Source organism: Pseudophaeobacter arcticus DSM 23566 (genome assembly GCF_000473205.1).
In the GTDB taxonomy this organism is placed as follows: Bacteria; Pseudomonadota; Alphaproteobacteria; order Rhodobacterales; family Rhodobacteraceae; genus Pseudophaeobacter; species Pseudophaeobacter arcticus.
Genome location: NZ_KI421507.1, coordinates 2817744 through 2838470, shown reverse-complemented (window position 1 = coordinate 2838470; position 20727 = coordinate 2817744). Strand labels below are relative to the sequence as shown.

Genomic DNA, 20727 nt, shown 5'->3' with positions numbered 1-20727 from the left:
ATGCTGCATCTGCGCAATAGACCGGGCCGACCTGCTGCATAGGGCAGCGGGACAGGATTTAGGCGGCCAAAGGGGCCGCTGATGGAGAACAGCAATGTCTGAACTGCGCGACACCGCTCTGAAGAGCAAGGCCTGGCCGTTTGAAGAAGCCCGCCGGGTGCTCAAACGTTATGCCAAGGGCGCGCCAGAGAAGGGCTATGTCCTGTTTGAGACTGGCTATGGCCCCTCAGGCTTGCCGCATATCGGCACCTTTGGCGAGGTGGCCCGGACCACCATGATCAAAAACGCCTTTGAGGTGATTAGCGATATTCCAACCAAGCTCATCTGTTTTTCCGATGATCTGGACGGGATGCGCAAGGTGCCGGGCAATGTGCCCGATGCCGACAGCCTGGTGCCACATTTGCAAAAACCGCTGACCTCGGTGCCGGATCCCTTTGGCACGCACGAGAGCTTTGGCCATCACAACAACGCCATGCTGCGCCGGTTCCTCGATACCTTTGGTTTTGAGTATGAGTTCTACTCGGCCACCGAATTTTATGGCTCGGGTCAGTTTGACGAGGTGCTGAAACGCGCGGTTGAGAAATACGATGAGATCATGGAGGTAATGCTGGCCTCGCTGCGCGAAGAGCGGCGCCAGACCTATTCGATCTTTTTGCCGTTTCATCCGGAAACCGGGCGGGTGCTTTATGTGCCGATGAAAAAGGTTGATGCGGAAACCCACACCATCACCTTTGACGATGATGACGGCAAGGAATGGACCGTGCCGGTCACCGGCGGCAATGTGAAGCTGCAGTGGAAGCCCGACTTTGGCGCGCGCTGGGCGGCGCTTGGGGTCGATTTTGAGATGTACGGCAAGGATCACAGCACCAATACGCCGATCTATGACAAGATCTGCCGCATCCTGGGCCACCGGGCACCGGATCATTTCACCTATGAATTGTTCCTGGATGCCAATGGGCAGAAGATCTCCAAAACCTCTGGGAATGGGATTTCGATTGACGAATGGCTGACCTATGCCAGCGCCGAGAGCCTGTCCTATTTTATGTATCTCAAGCCGAAGACTGCCAAACGGATGCATTTTGACGTGATCCCCAAGGCGGTTGACGAATATCATCAGCAGTTGCGGGCCTATGCGACGCAGGACACCAAGGCGCGGCTCAACAACCCGGTCTGGCATATTCACGCCGGCGATGTGCCAGAGTCGGATATGGTGGTGCCGTTCTCGATGTTGCTCAACCTCGCTTCTGCCTCCAGTGCGGAGGACAAGGAAACCATGTGGGGCTTTATCAACAAATATGCCCCCGATGCGACGCCGCAGAGCAATCCAACGATGGATCAGGCGGCGGGTTTCGCGGTGGCCTATTTCAATGATTACGTCAAACCAACCAAGGTGTTCCGCGCCCCCAGCGATCAGGAACGTGTTGCCCTGCAGGATCTGGCGGATGCGCTGAAATCGCCAGGGGCCGCGCTGGCGGCGATTGCCAAAAAGAACGCTATTCTGGGCAAGGATGAGCCCCTGCCCGAGGCTGATTTTGCCGATGAGGAATTCCTGCAATCGGTGGTCTTTGCCATTGGCACGATCCACGGGTTTGAGCCGCTGCGCGATTGGTTCACTGCCATCTACGAGGTGCTGCTGGGCGCCAGCCAGGGGCCACGGTTTGGTGGCTTTATCGCGCTTTATGGCGTCGATGAGACCATCGCGCTGATTGACCGTGCCCTGGCTGATTGAGATCACGCAGCTTAGTTCGGAAGAATTGGGAGCGCCCTTTGGGCGCTCTCTTTTTTTGTTTTGATGAGGTGTTTTCAGCTCAGGACTCCACCCAAGCAAAGCTTTGAAGATCTGCTCCTCACCTGATCTGAGGTCCTGGCAGGGGGCGGCGGCTGCCTTCCAAACAAAATAGCCGCATCCCCACCTGAAGAGGCGGGGCCCCTCGGCGATTTGGTCTGGGACAGCCACCTTTCCCTGCCGGGCGGTCCTCAGGCGAGGGGCAGGCTCCAAAGCAAAGCCGGGCCGTAGGAGGGCGGGGGGGTGCAGGGGGGGCGCGCGCCTTGATCGGGCGGTTTTAAACCCGGATCTCTAGCTCTTGTCGGCGATATGCATGCGCGCTCTTGGAAAGGGTTTTGGGATGAACAAGGTGATTACTGCGGGTCTTCAGCTGACGCCGCCAGAGTTTGAAGCGGGGTTGGATGTCTGGTCGAGCGGCGATGGCACGCCGAGCTCTGATACCTATGACGGGGTGGCCAATGCGGCGATTGTGGTGGCTGATGCGGATTTTGCCGGCTGCCTGGAGTTGCAGAAACTGGAGGCCACCCAGAAGCTGCGCTACATGGGGAAAACGCCGCTGCTGCCGGGGTGCTATTTGCAGGTGAAGGCCCGGATCAAGGCTGTCAGCGGCGCGCTGCCAACGGTGCGGATTGCAGCCTGGGCCGGGGACAGCAGCGATAGCCATGTTCCAGGGGTGATCGAGGTGGGCAGCAGTACGACGCTGACCGCCTATGGCAGGGTGGTTGAGGTCAGCGCGATTATCGGCACCGGCAGTCGCGCGGGCGTGGATATGCCCTGGGGGCTGGCGGCGGTCTATGGTCACTTTGGCCTGGACCTGATTGGCCCCAATGGCGGCGTTGTGCGCATTGATGACATCGAAATTACCGATCTGACCAGCGCCTTTTTGCGCGATATGATCAGCCTGGTGGATGTGACCGATTTTGGCGCCATTGGCGATGATGTGACGGACAATACCGCAGCCTTTGAAGCGGCGGATGCGGCCGCTGCGGGGCGGCAGATCCTGGTGCCTGCCGGGCAGTATTTTCTGGCCCAGACCGTTTCTTTCAACCATCCGGTACAGTTTGAAGGCAGCCTTCGGATGCCGGTGGACAAGATGTTGCTGCTGCGCAAGAATTTTGACTTCCCGTCTTATGCGGCGGCTTTTGGCAATGAGGAAGAGGGATTCAAGAAGGGTTTTCAGGCCTTGCTGAATTCTGCGGATCATGAATCATTGGATCTGGCCGGGCGGATGGTCACGGTGACGGCGCCGATCGATATGCAGGCGGCGGTGCCCAATCGCAGCTCATATTCGACCCGTCGGGTGATCCGCAACGGCCAGCTGGCGGCCTCGGGGGGGGCGGCCTGGGATACTGAGACCTGGACCGAGCAGGCCACCTATGATCCCAATGACCCGCGCAAGCTGAAAAGTGTCAGCAATATCGCCAATATCCCGGTAGGCGCGCTGGTGGAGGGGGCGGGTGTTGGCCGCGAGATCTACGTGCGCAGCAAAAATACCGGCGCGGGCGAGATCACCCTGAATGCGCCGCTCTTTGATGCGGCGGGCACCCAGGTGTTCACCTTCAAGGATTTCAAGTACATGCTCGATTTCAGTGGGTTCAGCGCCCTGAGCAAATTTGGCATGACTGAGGTGGAGCTCCAGTGCAATTCCCACTGTAGCGCGCTGCGCCTGCCCTCGGCCGGGACGGTGTTCAGCCTGGACCATTGCTTTATTTCGCGGCCCAAGGATCGCGGCATTACCTCGATTGGCTCGGGCTGTCAGGGCATTCTGGTAGACCATTGCCAGTTCCTGTCGGCGGAAGAGGCTGAGGATGTGCCGGATCGCAGCAGCGTCGGGATCAACGTCAATGCCAATGACGCCAAGCTGCGCAACAACCGGGTGACCAAGTTCCGCCATTTTGCGCTGCTTGCGGGGGCCAATAACACCATCACCGGCAATCACTTCTTCCAGGGGGACAGTATCGCGGGGGGCGTACGCACGGCGGGGCTGATCCTGGCCTCGACCTATTGTGCCAGCACAGTGTCGGATAACTATGTCGACAACTGTTTTATTGAATGGACCAACGAGCAGGATCCAACCCCGAATTTCTCCAGTGGGTTTTCCTTTAGTGCCCTATCGATCTCCGACAATGTGTTCCTGTCCAGCGATGTGGCGCCCTGGTTCAGCTATGTGGTGATCAAACCCTACGGCACCGGGCATTTCCTCAATGGGGTGAGCATCTCGGGCAATAAGTTCCGGTCGATCAATGGCAATATTGACCGGGCTGAGCGGGTGGATACCAGCTTTTCCGACCTTGATTTCAGCCGCAGCAAAACGGTGTTTTTTGAGGGCAATACTTTCCATGGGATTTCAACTGCGGTGGCCAGCCCGTTACGGATCCGCCACGAGCAGGCGACGGATGCCACGACCTGGACGGTCTCGACCGCTGGGGCGATGCCGTTTCAGGGGCGGGCGCGGGCAGTGGATGCGGTGGTGGCCATTGGGCCGATGCGCAATTCCAGCGGCACCTATAGATATCCCCGCCCCTGGGTACAGCTGGAGCAGGGCAGCAACCGCGATGAGGTCAAGCTGAACTGGGGCGAGGCCCTGCGCGGTGAGGTGCAGGTGGTGGTGCGGGTCGATAAATAGGCCCGCCACCTAGCTGAGAGGCGACAGGTCACCTGGAGTGAGGTTGAAAGCCTTGCCAAAGCCGCCGTTCAGGTTGCCCAGCTGCACAGTAAAGCGGACAAACGAGAAATCCGCAAAGCCGATGTAGAGTTTGGATTTTGGATGGCTGCGCAGGTAATGCGTGGCCATTTCCTGATGCTCTGGGCTTTGGTTGCTGACAAACCGCGCTGTGCCCACCAGACTAAGCCGGGGATGGGTGAGCGGGTCTCCCTTTGGGCCGGGCTCCCCGACCAGCAGCGAGCACGCGGGGTTTGCTGCCAGGTTCTGGCTGTGCTGGGCGAGGTTGGACATCAGGCTGATCGGCTGGCCTGCAGGGCAGAGTCCAAAAGCGACCCGTGTTACCAGTGGGCTGCCACTGGCATCCAGGGTGGCCAGAGCGGCAAAGCGGGCCTGGCTCATCAGGCTTTGAGCCAGGGCACGGGCCTCATCGTTGGTCGGGCGGATCGGGTTGGTGGTCGGGGAGGCCTTGGGGGGGATCGGTGTCATGGCGCCAGTCTTTGGGTCTTAGGAAATTGGGGCAAGGGAAATTGGGTCAGGGGAATTTGGGGCAGGGAAACAGGGAAAATCTGGCTAGGGCGATGCATCAAAAGCGCTGCCACAGGGCTATCTTGAGGCCAAGACTCTGCGTCTTTGCGTGCCGATATTCAAGCCCGATGGTCAGGTCGCTCTTCTCGAACCTGTGTTTTCCGGCCAAGGACAGGCCAGAAAGCTTGATACGCAGGGAGGGCGTTATCGCATAGGCGAAATCTGCACCCTGGCCAAAGCTTGTCTCAACCTGCAAAAGCGGCGAGAGCCGCCGACTGCTGTCTAGTCCAAAACTGCCGTCCAGCTTCCACAAGGGGTGGGGGGCATCGCCGCGCTGTTCAAAACTCAGATCAAGGTTGCCCCAAAGGGTGCCCCTGAGTGTGCGTCTGCTGCGCCCGGTAGACAGGGTGAGCCGGTACATCGGGTGCCACTGCAACTGCGCGTGATTGCCCCCAAGCGCCAGTTCGGCCGCGATTTGGGTTTTGTCTCCGCCCTGGCGCAGAGGCAGGCGGGCAAAGACCAGGACATGGCCCTCTTGGTTGTCCTGTTGGTTCAGGTCAATGCCCAGATCAAACCGGGCTGAGAGGCCAAAGTCACGATAATAGCCAAACTCGCTCACCAAACCCTGGTCAGATCTGCGCAGGGTAAAGCTGGTAGAAGCAAAGCCCGTGTCGACAGGGTGCTTCCAGGCTCCGGCATTGGCAGCCAGAGGCAGGGTCGCGGCCCAAAGCGCCAGAACCAGATGTGCGCGGCGGGGCATGGCCTTATGGGGGAGGTTGCGATAACATGCTCATGTTATACGTGTACACACCCCGCGCTGGCAATCATCTACGCAAAAACGAGTCTGTTTCTTGGCGGAACCATCGTAGGCTTGTCACACGTAGCGAAACAGCCAGGGAGAAGCCAATGCCTAACATCACTGATGGTGCGGATATCCAAACGGTTATTACGACCTTTGAAATGACGCCGGGAACCTGCCAGGATCTTTTGGATGCGCTCAAGGATGCCTATGGCGAATATATCTCGAAACAACCGGGGTTTATAGCGGCTGGGCTGCATGTGAATGACGCCCAGACGCGGATTGCAAACTACTCACAATGGCGCAGCCGCGAGGACTTCATGGCGATGCTGCGCTCTGCCGAGATGCGGGCGCGCAACCGTCAAATCAACGAGCTGTGCCGCAGCTTTGAGCCGGTTATGTATGAGGTCGCAGCGACATTTGAGGCTCTATGATCGCAATGTCGGGACAAAATCACAAAGGGCATAACTCCTGATTTGGATCAAGGTCCATAGGATGATCTGGGGCCATGCTCTTGTTTAGGCGAGTAGCCAAGGAGGCTTATCATGTATCACAATATTCTCGTGCCAATTTCGTTTGACCCTGACCGCGATGTCTCAGCACCGCTGAAGCTTGCGCAGCTCTTGGCCACACCAGAGGCCAAGATCACGCTGTTGCATGTGGTTGAACAGGTCCCGGCCTACGCGATCTCCTATATGTCTGCAGAATATATGGCAGAGACCCGCAAGGCGCTGGAGGCTGAGCTGGCAGCCCTGGCCAAACCCCTGCCAAACGCCAAAAGCGTTGTTATTGAGGGGCATTCGGGGCGTTCCATTCTCGACTGGGCAGATGCAAACAAGCCCGATCTGGTGATTATCTCATCCCACCGTCCGGGCATGCAAGATTTGCTGCTGGGTTCAACCGCCAGCCAGGTGGTGCGCCATGCGGCCTGTGCGGTGCATGTGGTCCGTTGATCGCTTTGGCCTTTTGCGGGCCACAGGTTTAATGTCGCAGGTTTGACACCACAGATACAGCAGGGGGCGTGCGGCAGAGGTTTTGCTTTGGGGCCGGTGCCCCCCCCCCCCCTTGCAGGCCATTGCGCGCCGGGGTGCTTCAGGGCGCAATGGGGCAGCTGGCAGGCGTCAGCCCTGACGCAGAAAACCTGTGATCAGGGTCTGGGCAAAGCGGATCATGCCACCGGACAAAAGGGCAGATCGCAACAGGACCTTGTTGGAGTTTATCGCCTCAGCGATGCGGGTATAGTGCTCTTGCTTGTTTGCGGGCGACCGCAGCAAAATGGTTTCGGCTTGTTCCAACGCCTCTATCGCGGCACGTTTGACCCTTGGGATGGCGGCGGGTTTTACCGGCGTATAGGTTTCAAAAGCGCGCCGACGTTTGGGCTGCGTGCTGTCGCGGTTCTGTGCAACCGCCGCTTCCAGGCTGCGTTCGACCAGTTCCAGCGCTTGCTGCGCTTCGGAATAGGCACTATTCCCCTGCAGTTGGTTTGCCGCGCGCCGGTAGACCAAGCGGTAGCAATCGTAGCGGTAGACGGGGGGCTGCTTGCGGCATTGCGCGCCCCCACGTGACAGCGTCTTTGTCACAGACCGGGTTGCTGTGTTGCTCAACCCATAGGAGGCGCCGCTCCCACCAGCATCGCCGCCTGCGGAAACAGAGGTGGGGCTCTGTGCCAGGGCAAAAAGGGCAACCAGGGGGGCTGAGATCGCAACTTGCTTAACAAAACTCATAAAAACTCTCCTCAATACTAGCGAAGGGTAGCATGAAAGTGGATTGTGGCAAGGTGCCTTGCATGTGGGGGGCAGATTTCGACGCAACCAAGGTCAGGGGGCGCCAAACGATGCCACCCGGCAGTTCTTGTGGTAGAGCAAGGAGGCACGGCGCAATGAAAGGCATGTCCAAAATGAACATCGACAAGAAGATCGTGGATGATCTTGTTGCCAACGACATTTCATTTGTCACCACCGTTCCCTGTAAACAACTGGCCGGGGTGATCGACGAAGTTGAGAGGCGCGACGAGGTTTTTCATATTCCCTCCAACAAGGAGGACGAGGGCATGGGGCTGTGTGCCGGGGCCTGGATGGGGGGGAAACGTCCGGCGATCATCATGCAAAACACGGCGATTGGGGTGACCATCAATACCCTGGCCACGCTCATTCAATACTATCGGATGCCACTGCCGATGCTGATCTCCTATCGCGGTGAGCTGCGCGAACCGGTGGCCTGTCAGGTCGAGATGGCACTGCATACCAAGGCCCTGTTGGCCCAGTTGAACATTCCGACCTATCATTTCCACAAACAATCCGACGTGGATGAACTGGATATGATCCTCAAGTATACCTTCATGTGCAACAAACCGGTGGCGATCCTGACCGATGCCAATTTCTGGGGAGGCTATGGCGACCAATGATCCGATCTGAAATCCTAACCGAGATCGCGCCCCTGCTGCGGGATCAGCTGGTCGTCTGCAATATCGGCATTCCCAGTCAGGAATTACATGCCATCGACGATCAACCGAGCAATTTCTACATGCTGGGCACCATGGGCCTGGCCTCTTCGATTGGCCTGGGCCTGGCGCTGGCGCAGCCCAAACCGGTGGTGGTGATTGATGGCGATGGCTCGGTCCTGACCAATCTCGGCACCCTGCCGACAATCGGCAACAATGCCCCGGGTAACTACATCCTGATGATTATCGACAATGGCTCCTATGGGTCGACCGGGGATCAGCCAACCTACACTGGCAAAAAGACCTGCCTTGCCGGCATGGCGCGGGCTGCGGGCTGTGACTCTGTGGTTGAGGTGCAGGACGTCGACACCGCTGCAGCCCTGGCGCAGGCGCTGAAACAGGCGGAGCAGGGCGGCCCGGCAACGGTTCTGGTGGTCAAATGTGACAGTGGTAATGCCAAGATGCCGGCCATCCCCCTGGATCCTGTGGTGATCCGGGATCGGTTCATGAAGGCGGTGCAGGCCTAGGGGCAGGATCGTAACTCTGGCACAGGCCATCCTTGCCGGGGGTGGTCCGTGCTGGCAGCCTGTGGGCCAGTTGATCCTGTCGGGGTTTACATCACCACCACATTGCCAACCTTGCGCCCAGACGCCCAGACGCCCAGGCAACCAGGTATCGGGCAATCTGAATGGCGGCGCTGTTCAGACTGCCAGAGCAGCGAAGCGGCCTATTGCGCAGTTTTCTGCCCGGTTCACTGAATGACGGCGCTGACCCATTCCTTCAGGAAGGTGCGCCTTTTCAGCCTATCCAGATAGGTCATCAAGGCCGGGTCCAGCGTGATTGCAAATTGGGGCTGCGAGCCAGATGCCGGGATCAGTGGCGGCAAAGGAAAGACCTGTGGGTCCAATGGCGCGGACTGGATGTCCAGCAGATGGCGGATAAAATCCCCGGCGTGTTCTGGCTGCGTGGTCATGGCGGACACAAAGCCGGTTCGCATCATGGTGATGGGGAAATCAGCGGGCAGGATCACGGCCAGATCATCGCTGTTTTTGGTGCGGGCAGAGGCATAGCTGCCAAGCACATTATAGGCGACGGCCAGCTCTCCATTTTGCAGGTCGGTGATCATATCGCCGGAACAGCAGTACAGCCGCGTGCCCAGATTGCCCATCACCTCCATCAGCCGCCAATAGGTTTCAGAGGCCCGGGCATCCTGGGTGGCAAAGAGATAGCCCAGACCGGACTGGCGAATGTCATAGCTTCCCAGCCTGTTGCGGAAAACCTCGGGGCGGGCGCGCAGGGCCTGGATCAGGTCCTGACGGGTTTGCGGCAGCGGGTGACCTGCAAAATCTGCGCGCCGAATGACAATGGCTGCGGGCTCCGTGGTAAAGGCAAAGAGACTCTGTCGCCATTGGGCCCAATCGGGCGTGGTGACATCTTCAATCGGCAGCGCAAGTCCGTCATTGGCCGCCTTGAACTGCAAATCCATGGCGCTGGAAATGACCAGATCAAACTGGCTGGGATCCTGGCGGAAGATGCGGTCGACCTCGGCGGTCCCGGAGACAAGGTATTCGATGGCAAGCTCGGGGCGCTGGGCAAGGAAACTGGTGATGATCGGCGCAAAAAAGGATCTGTCGGTGCTGGACAGAATTCTGAGCGTCTGACGCGACGCGCTGCCCTGAAACATCGCCCGGTCTTCCCAGGTGTCCCGGTTTTGTGCTTCCCGGTCTTGCGCGCAGGCCAGAAGCGGCAAAAGCGACAGGATCAGAGCGAGAATATAACGCATGCGCCGCCTTCCTTGAGGTTGGACAGGGCCAGGGTTCCGCCATGGGCAATGGCGACATCCTGGGCAATTGTCAGCCCCAGCCCCGAGCCGATTGTCCCCTCGGCATTATTGCCACGCGAAAACCGCAGGGCCAGATCAGAGATTTCATCGGCGGGGAACCCCGGCCTCTGATCGTGGATCTCGACCTGCGGCCGGGGGCTGGAGGACACCCGAATGTCTATGGTGCTTTCGCTTGGGGAATACTTCAGGGCATTGTCGATCAGATTGCGAATGGCGTTTTGCAGCAGGATGGGATCGCCCATGCAGAGGGCTGGCTGGTCAAGATCAAGACGCAGGTCGATGTCCTTCATTTCGGCAACCGGAGTGAGGCGCAGCACCAAATCCTGTACCAGATCGACCAGGTCCAACTGCTGGTATTCCAGCTGGTCGGCGCGAAAGGTGATCATCGCGTGATCCAGCAGTTGCCCCGCCGCGCGCGAGCTTTCGTCGATGGCCCGGATCATCGACCTGAGCGCCTGCCGGTTCTGTTCTTTGTCGACCCGCTGGAGCGTGGTTTCGGCGTAGGAGCGTACCGTTGCAAGCGGCGTGCGCACCCGATGGGCGGCCTCGGCGATAAAATCTTCGGACTGGGTCAGCGACTGATTGAGCCGGGCCATCAACCGGTTGAGAGAGAGCACCAGCGGCAGCATCTCGGTGGGCACGGGTTTGTTGACTGGGCTCAGGTCCTGAGGGCCGCGCCGGGTGACCGAGGTGGCAAGACGATTGAGCGGTGCAATGGTGATGGAGGTGGCCCAAAAGGACAACAGCACCACCAGCACAAAAAAGCCAATGCCAAAGGAGGCAACATTGCGGGAGATGGCATTCAGCCGGTCCGAGAGCGCATCCTGCGTCTGAGCCACGGAAACGGTGATATGGGTTTTGACATCGGCACCAAGCAGGGTGCGCGAGGCGGTTGATATCCGGATGGGTTTGCCGATGAACTCAGCGGTCTGATAGTGCCGCTCGCCGCTGTCAGAGCTGCCGGGATTGCCGGGGCTGTCTGGCCGAGGCAGATCCGCATAGCCCGACAACAATTTGTCATCCCGGTAGATTGCGTAAAATACCCGGTCATGCGCCGGCGTGGTCAGCATCGAAAAGGAGGCATAGGGAAAATCAATCTCCACCTGGTCATCGCGCAGCACGGCGGCATCCAGAATTGAGGAGACCGAGGCGCCCAGAATGCTGTCTTGCCCCTGTTGCGCGATCTGGGCGGCGTAGCTTCTGACCACCAGAAACAGCAGCAGCGCCAGCAGTGACGCACCGCCGATCAGGGTCACCGCAAGCCGGTTGCGCAGGGACCCCGCGATCTGCGGCATCTCAACCATGATCCAGCCGATAGCCAAGCCCGCGCAGGGTGGTGATCTTTAGGGCAGACCCTTCGAGATGTTTGCGCAGCCGTGCGATATAGACCTCCACAGCATTCTCAGAGACATCCTCGTCGTAGGAAAACAGCCGGTCCGCCAGTTTCTGTTTGGGGAAAATTTGCCCCGGCGCATTGAACAGGACTTCAAGCAATCGCAACTCTCGATTGCGCAAATTCACCGGTTTATCACAAACCGTGACCACCCCGGCGACCGGATTGAAGCGCACGTCGGCAAGCTGCAACACCGCCTGCGATGTGCCGGTTTTGCGACGTAACACCGCCCGGCAACGCGCCTGCAGTTCTTCGTGGTCAAAGGGTTTGGTCACATAGTCATCGGCGCCCAGATCCAACATGCTGATTCTGTCCGAGACCTGCGACCGGGCAGTCAGAACAATCACAGCTGTGTCGCGTTTCTGGTCTCTATGCTGTTTGAGAAAGCTGCGCCCGTCGCCATCGGGCAGCATGATATCGAGCAGGATAAGATCGTAGTCTCCGGTCTGGGAATAGGCAATTGCATCATCAATTCTGCTAGCGTGATCAATGGTGTGACCATCCAGATGCATGCGTGCACAAATCGCCTTTGCCAGGTCCATATTGTCTTCGACCAAAAGGAACTTCATACACTCTTTTCACTTTTTTCATCGCGTGACAGCTCGGTGTCAGCTTCTTGTGTTTGTCTCTCTCAACTGAGCCGCCTTTCGGACAGTTGTCAAATGGGAGGAAATCATGATGACACTTAAGATGGGCCGTCGCGCCCTGATAGCGAGCGTAATTGCGACATTGGGCCTGGCTGGGAGCCTGGCTGCGCCGGTCCTGGCCGAGGAGCACAAAGCGCTCGATAGCATTCACTTTCTGATCCCCGGTGGTGCCGGTGGCGGTTGGGATGGGACTGCACGTGGAACGGGTGAGGCCCTGACCAAGGCGGGGCTTGTGGCAACGGCGTCTTACGAAAACATGTCTGGCGGAGGTGGCGGCAAGGCCATCGGCTATCTGATTGAAAATGCCGATAGCAACCATGGCACGCTGATGGTCAACTCAACGCCGATCGTGATCCGCTCGCTCACCGGGGTGTTCCCGCATAACTTTCGCGATCTGACGCTGGTGGCAGGCACCATTGGCGATTACGCCGCCATCGTTGTCGGCAAGGACAGCCCTGTGAACTCGATGAGCGATCTGCTGGCTGCCTATGATGCCAACCCGTCCAAAACCGCGATTGGTGGCGGTTCTGTTCCAGGGGGGATGGATCACCTGGTTGCAGCCATGGTGATGGAGGCCGCAGGCAAAGACGCGCTGGAGGTGAAATATATTCCCTATGATGCCGGCGGCAAGGCCATGGCGGCGCTGCTCTCGGGTGAAATTGCAGCCCTGTCGACGGGCTTTTCCGAGGCGATTAACCTGGCCAACGCCGGGGAGGTCAAAATCATCGGTGTCACCTCTGACGAGCGCGTCGGCGTGGCGCCGGATGTGATGACCATGAAGGAACAGGGCATCGACACCAGTTTTGTCAACTGGCGCGGCTTTTTTGCGGCCCCCGGCCTGCCTGAGGACAAGCTGGCGATGTATCAGGAGACCCTGACCAAAATGTACGAAACGCCAGAATGGGAAGAGGTCCGCGCCCGCAATGGCTGGGTGAACATCCATAATTCGGGTGATGAATTCAGAAGCTTCCTGGAAGAACAGGAACGGGTCATTGGCGATCTGATGAAAAAGCTGGGCTTCCTGTAACGCGCATCAGGTGACCAAACGAGATGTGGCAAGGCGGGCTATCGCCTTGCCACTGTTAAAGGGCAGGGAGGGGAAAATGGCTCTTGATCGCTGGATCGCACTGATCCTGTTAAGTATTTGTCTGGCCTATGGATATACGGCCTGGTTCGCCATGGACAGCAGCCTTGCGCCGTTCATGAAACGCAATCCGATCTGGCCCAGCACCTTTCCCAAGGTGCTGTCCATTCTTGGGGTGATTGCCTGCTGTGCCATCCTGTTTGGGCTGGAAAAGAGCGAGGAACAACCCGCCGAGATCGATTACCGCCGCTTGGGGGACTACCATCTGGGCCAGGCGCTCATGCTGCTGGGGTTGATGGTTGCCTATGCGCTGTGCCTGCGCCCTGTCGGGTTTATTGTTTCGACCTCTGCCTTTCTCATCCTTGGGGCCACCATTCTGGGGGAACGGGGCTGGCGCTACTTGGTGCCGATTGCCCTGATTGCGACGCTGGTGGTCTGGTATTTGGTTCAGCAGGTTCTGGGCATCTACATGCGCCCGCTGCCTGTTTTCTGGGGAGGCTGATATGCTCGAAGGATTACTCATTGGCCTGCAAACGGCCCTCTCTGTGCAGAACCTGCTGATGGTGATTGGCGGCTGCCTGATCGGCACCTTTATCGGCATGTTGCCGGGGCTGGGACCGATGTCGATCATTGCCATCATGATCCCGGTGGCGATCTCGATGGGCGACCCTTCGGCGGCCCTGATCCTGCTGGCGGGGGTCTATTACGGCGCCATCTTTGGCGGCTCGACCTCGTCGATCCTGCTGAATGCTCCGGGGGTGGCGGGAACTGTTGCCTCCAGTTTTGATGGCTATCCGATGGCGCGGCAGGGCAAGGCGGGCAAGGCGCTGACCATTGCCGCCATCGCCAGCTTTGCCGGCGGCACCATTGGCGCCCTGTTGCTGATGATCTTTGCCCCTGCTTTGTCTTCGGTGGCGCTGTTGTTTCACTCGCCCGAGTATTTTGCCCTGATGGTTGTTGGCCTCTCGGCGATTGCCGCCTTTGCCGGTACCGGACAGGTGGCCAAGGCGCTGTTGATGACCACTTTTGGGTTGATCATGGCCACCGTTGGCGAAGGCGCGTTGTTCAATCTGCCACGGTTCACCATGGGGTTGATGGATCTTCAGTCGGGGTTTGGGTTCATCACCCTGGCGATGGCCATGTTTGCCCTGCCAGAGGCGCTGTTTCTGGTGTTAAAACCCAGAACCGCGCAAGAGGCCGACAGCGGGGCGATCAAGGATCTGCGCATCAGCCGGGCGGAGGCAAAATCCATTGCCCCAGTCATAGGACGGCAGTCTATCCAGGGCTTCTTTATTGGTGTCTTGCCGGGGGCAGGGGCCACCATCGCCAGCTTCCTGGGCTATGCAGTGGAGCGCAGCCTGGCGACAAAGCAGGAACAGGAGGAATTTGGCAAGGGTTCGATCAAGGGTCTGGCGGCGCCAGAGACCGCCAATAATGCGGCCTGCACCGGCTCCTTTGTGCCGCTGCTGACCCTGGGCATTCCGGGCTCTGGCACCACGGCGATTTTGCTGGGGGCTTTGGTTGCGCTGAATGTGACGCCGGGGCCACGGTTGATGATCGACCAGCCAGAAGTGTTCTGGGCGGTGATCATGTCGATGTTCATTGGCAATCTGGTGCTGCTGATCCTGAACCTGCCGCTGATCCCCTATATTGCCAAGGTGCTGTCGGTTCCGCGCAGCTATCTGATCCCCTTCATTCTCTTCTTCACCCTGATGGGGGCCTATATCGGACAGAACAATGCAACCGAGCTGTTGCTGCTGGTTGGCTTTGGGGTCTGTGCCACGGCGCTGCGCTTTGCCGATTATCCACTGGCACCGCTGCTGATCGGCTTCATCCTGGGCGGCATGCTCGAAGACAATTTTTCGCGCTCCATGCAGCTTTATGATGGCGCCGCCTTTATCTGGGAGCGGCCGCTGACGCTGGGCCTGTTGGCCTGTGCCGCACTGCTGGTGCTGCTGCCCAGCTACCGGGCGCGTCGGGCACGGTTGCGGGCGCAGGGCGTGGCAGACGGCGACTGATCTACAAGGCCTCAGCCTGGGAAAGCCCCCGGCTGAGGCCGACTTGGAACTGGAAGGTTTGGAATTCTGAACCTGGGCTCAGGGCGGGTTAGGCTTGGTTGCTCAGGGCGTAGCCTGCAAAGATCCCCGCCGCACAGCCAAACAGATGGGCCTCCCAGCTGACGCCAGGTTGCCCCGGCAGGATCCCCCAGATCATCGTGCCATAGACCAAGGTCACCCCAATGGTGACCAACAGTGGCACCAGCTGCCGCGTCATCACACCACGGGTGAGCAAAAAACCGAACCAGCCAAAGATCAGCCCCGAGGCTCCGACATGTATTGCGGTGGCACCAAAGAGCCAGACGCCAAGACCGCCCAGCACAGTGATAAGCACCGACGCCTTGAGTACCAGCCTTGGGGCGGTGGCCGCGAGGAGACTGCCGAGAATGACCAGCGGCGCGGTATTGGCTGCAGCATGGCTCAAAGAGCCGTGCAGAAACGGCATAAACAGGATCCCGTCCAATCCGCCAATGGATCGGGGGAGCAAGCCAAACACTCGGTTCAGCGCGTAGCCTGAGACCAGGTTCACCACCTCGACCGTCCAGATTACGCCCAATACTATTGCCAGCCAAAGGAACCGTTCCAAAACCACCGCTCACGCTTTATCCGCATCAGGGGCTGGGTAACACAGCCGGGGAAGGCGGGAAATGGTCTGTTAAACCCAGATTTCAGTTTGCGGTAGGACCGCGCGACAGGTTGGGCTTTGGCGCATGCTGTGGGGGGCATCGGGGCCGGCTGTATGAGCACGGGCCAGTCCTGTTGGGTCACGACGGGGCGAGAAACCGCACCTCAGTTCACAAATTGGCTTGATCAGGCGGCCTATCGTTGGCAGCTTGCCACGGATGGTGTTCCACTTCAGGAGCGTCGCTCAAAGCAAGGCTTGCATGTCTCCTGCACCAGCATCACCGGATGATCCTGCCATCCCTGCAGCCCCAGCCCGCCCCTGGCTGGTGCTGGCCGGGTTGGCGCTGGGGGTGACGGTCACCAATGGCTTTGCCCGTTTTGCCTATGGGGTGATGCTGCCTGCGATGAAATCCGAAATGGGATGGAACTATGCCCAGGCTGGATGGCTGAACACGGCCAATGCGCTTGGCTATGTTGCCGGGGCAATTCTGACCATGCTGTTGATCCGGCATATCTCGCCTTCGCGTTTGTTTGCATTTGGTCTGGTCACTACAACCATCGCAATTCTGGCCACCGGGCTGAATGCGGCGCTGTGGTGGCAGACGCTCTGGCGTATTCTGGCGGGCACCCTGGGCGCGATGTCCTTTTCCTCTGCGGGGGCACTGGCTGCGGGCCTGTTTCAAAACGATGCGCGGCGCAACGCGCTGGCCATCGCGATCCTGTTTGGATCGGGTGGGGGGATTGGCATTGTATTGACCGGCGCGGCGTTGCCGCTGATGCTCGATCGGTTTGGACCCGGGTCCTGGCCTATGGGCTGGATCGCTATCGGCGCGGTCAGCCTGTCGTTTCTGCCCCTGGGCCTGTGGGCTGCCTTGCAACTGCGTCCCTCGGTACAGGCGCCTCTTCGGTCTGCGCCTCTGCCGCTGCGCAGAATGCTGCCCGAACTTGCAGGATATGCAGGCTTTGGGCTGGGCTATATCGTCTATCTCACCTTTTTGTCGGCCTGGATGACCGAACAGGCGGCGGGCGCAGGGTTTATTGCGCTGGTCTGGGTTCTGCTGGGCCTGTGTATCTGTGTGTCACCACTGGTTTGGCGACCCGTCTTGGTGCGCTACAATTCTGGCGTGCCACTTGCCCTTATCCTGACCGGTATCGCGATTGGATCTGCCCTGCCGGTGGTGCTGCCGAGCGGATCCGCGCTGCTCATTTCGGCGGTGGTCTTTGGCCTGTCGGTATTTATGGCGCCCGGCGCGGTCACCAACTTTGCCCGCCAGAACCTGCCGCCTGAAAGCTGGGCCGGGGCGATCAGTCTCTTTACCGTGGTGTTTGCTGTCGCGCAGACCCTTGGGCCCTATGGTGCCGGCCTGGTTGGCGATCTGTTTAACAGCATTGGTGTCAGCCTATTGGCCGCTGCGGGTCTGTTGCTGATTGGTGCCGTTGCCGCCCTGCTGCAAAAACCGCTTTGAGCTGATCTGTGCAGCACGGGCCGCCGCTGGTGTCTGGATCAGGCATCTAAAATCACAAAATGCATGGCATCAGGAGGATGCAACCAGTCTCCGCATCATTGAATCGGTAAAGGGTTTTGGCAGTTTCGCGGGCCGCGCCGCAGCCTCAAGCTCCTTGGGGACACGGTATGTTTCTCGGGTCGACATCAGGGCCAGTCGGCACTTTGGAAACAACCTATGTGCAAGTTGCAGGATTTCCCATCCCGAGGCGCCATTGTCCAGGTTCAGGTCACTGAGCACTAGGTCCAGCCGGGGTTGCTGGTGCAACTGAGCACTGCCCTCGCTAAAACTTCCCGCCCGGAAAACCACATAGCCCAACCGCTCCAGGGCCTCTGACGCAGAAGCCAGGTAGGCAGGATCGTCATCAATCACCAGAGCCGTTCCTGGCGTCAACACCTCACCGGGCGGGTTGATTTCCTCGGCCAGCGCAGGAAATTTCAGTGTCACGGTGGTACCTTGATGCGGGCGCTCTGTGCACGAGGCGAGGGTGAGCTGGCCACCAGATTGATGGACAAAGCCGTCGACCATGGACAGACCCAACCCGGTGCCGCTGCCATCGTTGCGGTTGGAATAAAACGGCTCTGTTGCGTGGCGCAGAACCTCTGGCGACATGCCGCAGCCATCGTCATGGATTGACAGCTGCGCCCCGTCTTCGCCGGTCACGCAGACGCGAATATGTCCGGCCTGACCAATCGCCTGACCGGCATTGACGCAGAGATTCAACACCGCGCTTTCCAACTGCCCCGGATCTACTTTGGCAAAAACCGGCTCAGGTGGGATGTCAAATTCCATCGACACACAGCTTGGCACGGCGATTTCCAACAGATCAGCCATGCCCTCGATCAGCAATCCGATGTCCGTCACCTGTGGCTCCAGATGCTGTTTGCGGGCAAAAGCCAACAGCCGCTCTGTCAGCGATACGCCCAGATCCAGGGCGGATCTCAGCCGGGTATGCAGATGCCGGGCCGCTTCGGCATCTGCGGCCTCCAGCAGATGCAGATTGCCTGAGATGCTAGACAGGATATTGCCAAAATCATGGGCAACCTCGCCAGAGACTTTTCCCAGCGCCTCAACCCGGCGAATTTCTTCCAACCGTTGCTCCACCCGTTTGCGCTCGGTGGTTTCGGACAACAGCCAGACCTCCTCTCCATTTGGCAGGGGGGAGCGGCGCAGCTCCAACACATTGCCGGACGGATCGGCATATTCTTCAAACCCGCCATGTTCACTGGCCGAGGTCCGCCGTGTGAAGCGGGAGTCCGCAATCAGATCCGAAACCCGCGCGCGGGCGTTGCCCTGTGCGGGGGGCAGCCTCAGGAGCTGGCGTAGATTGTCGTTTTCAGCCTCGATCCAGCCATTGGCAGAGGCAATTGCCACGCCATCTTTGATGTTGCGAAATACCCGCGAAAACAGTGCGTTTTGATGGCCAATCTGCCGGGTTCTGCGCTCCAGCTTGCGGGCGCTCTCGCGAAACACATGAAAGGCCGCATAGAGCTGGCCAATTTCATCCTCGGAATTTGGCCCCTGTGGCAGATCCGTGCGATGGTTCCCGGCTGCAAGCCTGCGCATGGCCTGGGCAATGCGTTGCAGGTTGTGCGCCACATAGCGCGACACATAGAGCGATGATGTGATCGCCACCAGCAAGCTGGCGGTGGTGAGGGCCAGAAAGGCGTTCTTGGCAATGGCCAGGTTGTTGGAGGTCTCTGCGCGGGCCTGTGACAGACGGTTCTCCGCCTGGGCGACCTTTGCCTCGGCAAAGGCGCTGACGCGGCGGGCCTCTTGCCGGATGCGAAACAGCGCGTTTTCCGCATCCAGCCGCGCCGCCAGGTCGCGATGTTTCAGAACAAACAGGCTTTCGCCGCGCTGGGCGGCTTGCTCTATCTCGGCCAATGTCGTGGCATGAACCGGCAAGAGCTGCGCGAACACCACATCGCGCTGCTGTGTGTAGCGACGGCGTGCTTCGCCCAGCTCGATGAGCGCATTGGCGCGTCCCGCCCCAATTGCACTGGCCGTCAGCTGTTGCAGACCAGACCAGACTTCGCGCTCGGCCAGCGGCAAAGCACGATCCCCGGCGAAACGCCTGACCCGCTGGTTCAGCCGCACCATGTCGCGATCAATTGCATCCAGGTCTGCCTGTCGTGCGGTCTGTGGCGCCAGGGCTGTTGTCAGATCATCAATGGCAAACCGAAGACGGGCCACCGGCAAGTCCAGCTCTGGGTCATCGGCCGCAAGGGTCTCGATCCGGTCCAGGTTGGCCAAAACCTTGGCCTTTTCCTGTTCCAGCTGAAACGGCGGGAAAAGCGCATATAAGAACGGCGCCGAGGTTGCCAGATCGGCAGATTCCCGTGACAGATCCAGGGCGTCGGATACTTCTGCCAGGGTGTCCTTATGCAGCACGTTCATCCACAGCTCGGTGCGGTTCAACACCAGCAACCCAATCATGCTGACCAACAGGATCAGGCCAAACAGAACGGCAATCGCCGCCGACAGGCGAAACCGGACACTCAGGTCAGACAGCGAAGGCATCACTGACCTTCTGGCGACAGGTGAAAGATATACCCCTGGGCGCGGCGGGTCTGCAGATGCACCGGTTTGGAGGCAACGGGCTCGATCTTGCGGCGCAGGCGTAAAATCAGCACATCAATGGTCCGGTCAACATAGCGCTGCATATCGGAGCCCAGCTCTTCCAACAGTTCTGGCCGCGGGATGACCCTGTTGGGATTGCGCGCAAAATACTCCAGCAGGCGGTATTCTGCATTGGTAAGCGGGATTTCCTCCCCCTCGGCGTCCAGCACCCGGCGGGTCTGAATATCAATACGTTTGCTGCCAAAGACGATGCCCTGCCCGGAGGCCGCACTGGGTTTTGAGCCGCCATGCCCATAGCGGCGCAGCACCGCCCGGATGCGGGCGACCAGCTCGCGCGGGTTGAAAGGCTTGATCAGATAGTCATCGGCGCCGGTTTCCAGTCCGATGATCTTGTCGATCTCGTCTCCAACGCCGGTCAGCATCACAATGGGGATTTCGTAGCGCTCGCGAATGTGGATCGCCAGGGTCAATCCGGACTCGCCCCGCAAGCGCAGGTCAATCAGGGCCAGATCCACCGGCGGCGGGTCGCCCAGGGCCATAAACGAAGCGATGTCGGGGCAGCTGAGGGCCTCAAATCCACTTTCGTGCATCAAGGCGGAAAGGGTGGTGCGCACGCTTTCATCGTCGTCGACAATAGCAATGAGCGGCTCGGTTTTGCCCATATACTTGCTCCCTTTTCCTGTGACCACTCGCAGAGCAGAATTCCATGCGGCAGTGACCCTTTGCGATTCAGTGACGCAGACCTTGCCAGATTTTAAGCCCATACAACCGGGTTT

General features: G+C 59.2%; 19 protein-coding genes. 10 read left to right on the top strand and 9 right to left on the bottom strand.

What is annotated here, in order from left to right; translation table 11 throughout:
• Nucleotides 1-94 precede the first annotated feature (94 nt).
• Together ARCT_RS0118005 and ARCT_RS0118000 are read left to right on the top strand one after the other, a co-directional pair.
• Nucleotides 95-1729 carry a lysine--tRNA ligase gene (locus ARCT_RS0118005; RefSeq protein ID WP_027241316.1) on the top strand — a complete coding sequence of 545 codons (1635 nt, stop codon included), beginning with the start codon at nt 95-97 and terminating at the stop codon, nt 1727-1729.
• A gap of 397 nt (nt 1730-2126) precedes the next feature.
• Entirely contained in the window at nt 2127-4412 is a 2286-nt protein-coding gene (locus tag ARCT_RS0118000) for a glycosyl hydrolase family 28-related protein (RefSeq protein WP_027241315.1), read from the top strand.
• 9 nt (nt 4413-4421) lie between these two features.
• Here the strand turns inward: ARCT_RS0118000 and ARCT_RS0117995 are convergent, their stop codons facing one another.
• Nucleotides 4422-4937, bottom strand: coding sequence for a HugZ family pyridoxamine 5'-phosphate oxidase (locus ARCT_RS0117995; RefSeq protein WP_027241314.1), 516 nt, complete (start codon nt 4935-4937; stop codon nt 4422-4424).
• A 97-nt stretch (nt 4938-5034) separates the two neighbouring features.
• Nucleotides 5035-5736: a TonB-dependent receptor gene (locus tag ARCT_RS0117990; protein ID WP_027241313.1), complete on the bottom strand. Its 702-nt coding sequence runs from the start codon at nt 5734-5736 to the stop codon at nt 5035-5037.
• 146 nt (nt 5737-5882) lie between these two features.
• Here ARCT_RS0117990 and ARCT_RS0117985 point away from each other — a divergent pair, with 146 nt between their 5' ends.
• Both ARCT_RS0117985 and ARCT_RS0117980 read left to right on the top strand, forming a co-directional pair.
• Complete coding sequence (locus ARCT_RS0117985; RefSeq protein ID WP_027241312.1) at nt 5883-6209, top strand: antibiotic biosynthesis monooxygenase family protein; 327 nt, start codon at nt 5883-5885, stop codon at nt 6207-6209.
• Nucleotides 6210-6320: 111 nt separating this feature from the next.
• On the top strand, nt 6321-6728 hold the full coding sequence (locus ARCT_RS0117980) for a universal stress protein (RefSeq protein ID WP_027241311.1): 408 nt from the start codon (nt 6321-6323) through the stop codon (nt 6726-6728).
• Between the two features lie 168 nt (nt 6729-6896).
• Here the strand turns inward: ARCT_RS0117980 and ARCT_RS0117975 are convergent, their stop codons facing one another.
• Complete coding sequence (locus tag ARCT_RS0117975; protein ID WP_027241310.1) at nt 6897-7499, bottom strand: hypothetical protein; 603 nt, start codon at nt 7497-7499, stop codon at nt 6897-6899.
• 173 nt (nt 7500-7672) lie between these two features.
• Here ARCT_RS0117975 and ARCT_RS0117970 point away from each other — a divergent pair, with 173 nt between their 5' ends.
• A complete protein-coding gene (locus ARCT_RS0117970) occupies nt 7673-8179 on the top strand; it encodes a decarboxylase (RefSeq protein WP_027241309.1) in 507 nt (168 codons plus the stop codon).
• A complete protein-coding gene (gene comE, locus ARCT_RS0117965) occupies nt 8176-8742 on the top strand; it encodes a sulfopyruvate decarboxylase subunit beta (protein WP_027241308.1) in 567 nt (188 codons plus the stop codon). Before ARCT_RS0117970 ends, comE begins: the two co-directional genes overlap by 4 nt.
• Before the next feature lie 224 nt (nt 8743-8966).
• Here comE and ARCT_RS0117960 read toward each other — a convergent pair whose 3' ends face one another.
• The 3 genes from ARCT_RS0117960 to ARCT_RS0117950 are packed head-to-tail and all read right to left on the bottom strand — an operon-like array spanning nt 8967 to nt 12020.
• Complete coding sequence (locus ARCT_RS0117960) at nt 8967-9998, bottom strand: ABC transporter substrate-binding protein (RefSeq protein WP_027241307.1); 1032 nt, start codon at nt 9996-9998, stop codon at nt 8967-8969.
• On the bottom strand, nt 9977-11362 hold the full coding sequence (locus ARCT_RS0117955) for a sensor histidine kinase (RefSeq protein ID WP_027241306.1): 1386 nt from the start codon (nt 11360-11362) through the stop codon (nt 9977-9979). The genes ARCT_RS0117960 and ARCT_RS0117955 overlap by 22 nt, the downstream gene beginning before the upstream one ends.
• Nucleotides 11355-12020 carry a response regulator transcription factor gene (locus tag ARCT_RS0117950; RefSeq protein ID WP_027241305.1) on the bottom strand — a complete coding sequence of 222 codons (666 nt, stop codon included), beginning with the start codon at nt 12018-12020 and terminating at the stop codon, nt 11355-11357. Before ARCT_RS0117950 ends, ARCT_RS0117955 begins: the two co-directional genes overlap by 8 nt.
• A 106-nt stretch (nt 12021-12126) precedes the next feature.
• Between ARCT_RS0117950 and ARCT_RS0117945 the strand changes: the two genes are divergently transcribed.
• From ARCT_RS0117945 to ARCT_RS0117935, 3 genes are all read left to right on the top strand, one after another.
• Nucleotides 12127-13125 (top strand): Bug family tripartite tricarboxylate transporter substrate binding protein, encoded by a 999-nt coding sequence (locus ARCT_RS0117945; RefSeq protein WP_027241304.1) that lies wholly within the window; start codon nt 12127-12129, stop codon nt 13123-13125.
• A 76-nt stretch (nt 13126-13201) separates the two neighbouring features.
• Nucleotides 13202-13684, top strand: coding sequence for a tripartite tricarboxylate transporter TctB family protein (locus tag ARCT_RS0117940; protein ID WP_027241303.1), 483 nt, complete (start codon nt 13202-13204; stop codon nt 13682-13684).
• A 1-nt stretch (nt 13685) separates the two neighbouring features.
• The gene (locus ARCT_RS0117935) at nt 13686-15200 is read left to right on the top strand and encodes a tripartite tricarboxylate transporter permease (protein ID WP_027241302.1); all 1515 of its coding nucleotides are present in this window, start codon (nt 13686-13688) and stop codon (nt 15198-15200) included.
• An 88-nt stretch (nt 15201-15288) separates the two neighbouring features.
• On the opposite strand, the gene ARCT_RS0117930 is transcribed toward ARCT_RS0117935, so the two are convergent.
• Complete coding sequence (locus tag ARCT_RS0117930; RefSeq protein WP_240476335.1) at nt 15289-15795, bottom strand: rhomboid family intramembrane serine protease; 507 nt, start codon at nt 15793-15795, stop codon at nt 15289-15291.
• 328 nt (nt 15796-16123) lie between these two features.
• Here ARCT_RS0117930 and ARCT_RS0117925 point away from each other — a divergent pair, with 328 nt between their 5' ends.
• Nucleotides 16124-17329, top strand: coding sequence for a YbfB/YjiJ family MFS transporter (locus ARCT_RS0117925; protein ID WP_027241300.1), 1206 nt, complete (start codon nt 16124-16126; stop codon nt 17327-17329).
• A gap of 69 nt (nt 17330-17398) precedes the next feature.
• Here ARCT_RS0117925 and ARCT_RS0117920 read toward each other — a convergent pair whose 3' ends face one another.
• Entirely contained in the window at nt 17399-19891 is a 2493-nt protein-coding gene (locus ARCT_RS0117920) for an ATP-binding protein (protein WP_027241299.1), read from the bottom strand.
• The gene (locus ARCT_RS0117915) at nt 19891-20613 is read right to left on the bottom strand and encodes a response regulator (protein WP_027241298.1); all 723 of its coding nucleotides are present in this window, start codon (nt 20611-20613) and stop codon (nt 19891-19893) included. Before ARCT_RS0117915 ends, ARCT_RS0117920 begins: the two co-directional genes overlap by 1 nt.
• Nucleotides 20614-20727: the final 114 nt, after the last annotated feature.

Bases quoted from the DNA above. Each gene is read 5' to 3' on its own strand.
- ARCT_RS0118005 (WP_027241316.1), top strand. From the start codon at position 95: ATGTCTGAACTGCGCGACACCGCTCTGAAGAGCAAGGCCTGGCCGTTT.
- ARCT_RS0118000 (WP_027241315.1), top strand. From the start codon at position 2,127: ATGAACAAGGTGATTACTGCGGGTCTTCAGCTGACGCCGCCAGAGTTT.
- ARCT_RS0117995 (WP_027241314.1), bottom strand. From the start codon at position 4,937: ATGACACCGATCCCCCCCAAGGCCTCCCCGACCACCAACCCGATCCGC.
- ARCT_RS0117990 (WP_027241313.1), bottom strand. From the start codon at position 5,736: ATGCCCCGCCGCGCACATCTGGTTCTGGCGCTTTGGGCCGCGACCCTG.
- ARCT_RS0117985 (WP_027241312.1), top strand. From the start codon at position 5,883: ATGCCTAACATCACTGATGGTGCGGATATCCAAACGGTTATTACGACC.
- ARCT_RS0117980 (WP_027241311.1), top strand. From the start codon at position 6,321: ATGTATCACAATATTCTCGTGCCAATTTCGTTTGACCCTGACCGCGAT.
- ARCT_RS0117975 (WP_027241310.1), bottom strand. From the start codon at position 7,499: ATGAGTTTTGTTAAGCAAGTTGCGATCTCAGCCCCCCTGGTTGCCCTT.
- ARCT_RS0117970 (WP_027241309.1), top strand. From the start codon at position 7,673: ATGAACATCGACAAGAAGATCGTGGATGATCTTGTTGCCAACGACATT.
- comE (WP_027241308.1), top strand. From the start codon at position 8,176: ATGATCCGATCTGAAATCCTAACCGAGATCGCGCCCCTGCTGCGGGAT.
- ARCT_RS0117960 (WP_027241307.1), bottom strand. From the start codon at position 9,998: ATGCGTTATATTCTCGCTCTGATCCTGTCGCTTTTGCCGCTTCTGGCC.
- ARCT_RS0117955 (WP_027241306.1), bottom strand. From the start codon at position 11,362: ATGGTTGAGATGCCGCAGATCGCGGGGTCCCTGCGCAACCGGCTTGCG.
- ARCT_RS0117950 (WP_027241305.1), bottom strand. From the start codon at position 12,020: ATGAAGTTCCTTTTGGTCGAAGACAATATGGACCTGGCAAAGGCGATT.
- ARCT_RS0117945 (WP_027241304.1), top strand. From the start codon at position 12,127: ATGATGACACTTAAGATGGGCCGTCGCGCCCTGATAGCGAGCGTAATT.
- ARCT_RS0117940 (WP_027241303.1), top strand. From the start codon at position 13,202: ATGGCTCTTGATCGCTGGATCGCACTGATCCTGTTAAGTATTTGTCTG.
- ARCT_RS0117935 (WP_027241302.1), top strand. From the start codon at position 13,686: ATGCTCGAAGGATTACTCATTGGCCTGCAAACGGCCCTCTCTGTGCAG.
- ARCT_RS0117925 (WP_027241300.1), top strand. From the start codon at position 16,124: ATGTCTCCTGCACCAGCATCACCGGATGATCCTGCCATCCCTGCAGCC.
- ARCT_RS0117920 (WP_027241299.1), bottom strand. From the start codon at position 19,891: ATGCCTTCGCTGTCTGACCTGAGTGTCCGGTTTCGCCTGTCGGCGGCG.
- ARCT_RS0117915 (WP_027241298.1), bottom strand. From the start codon at position 20,613: ATGGGCAAAACCGAGCCGCTCATTGCTATTGTCGACGACGATGAAAGC.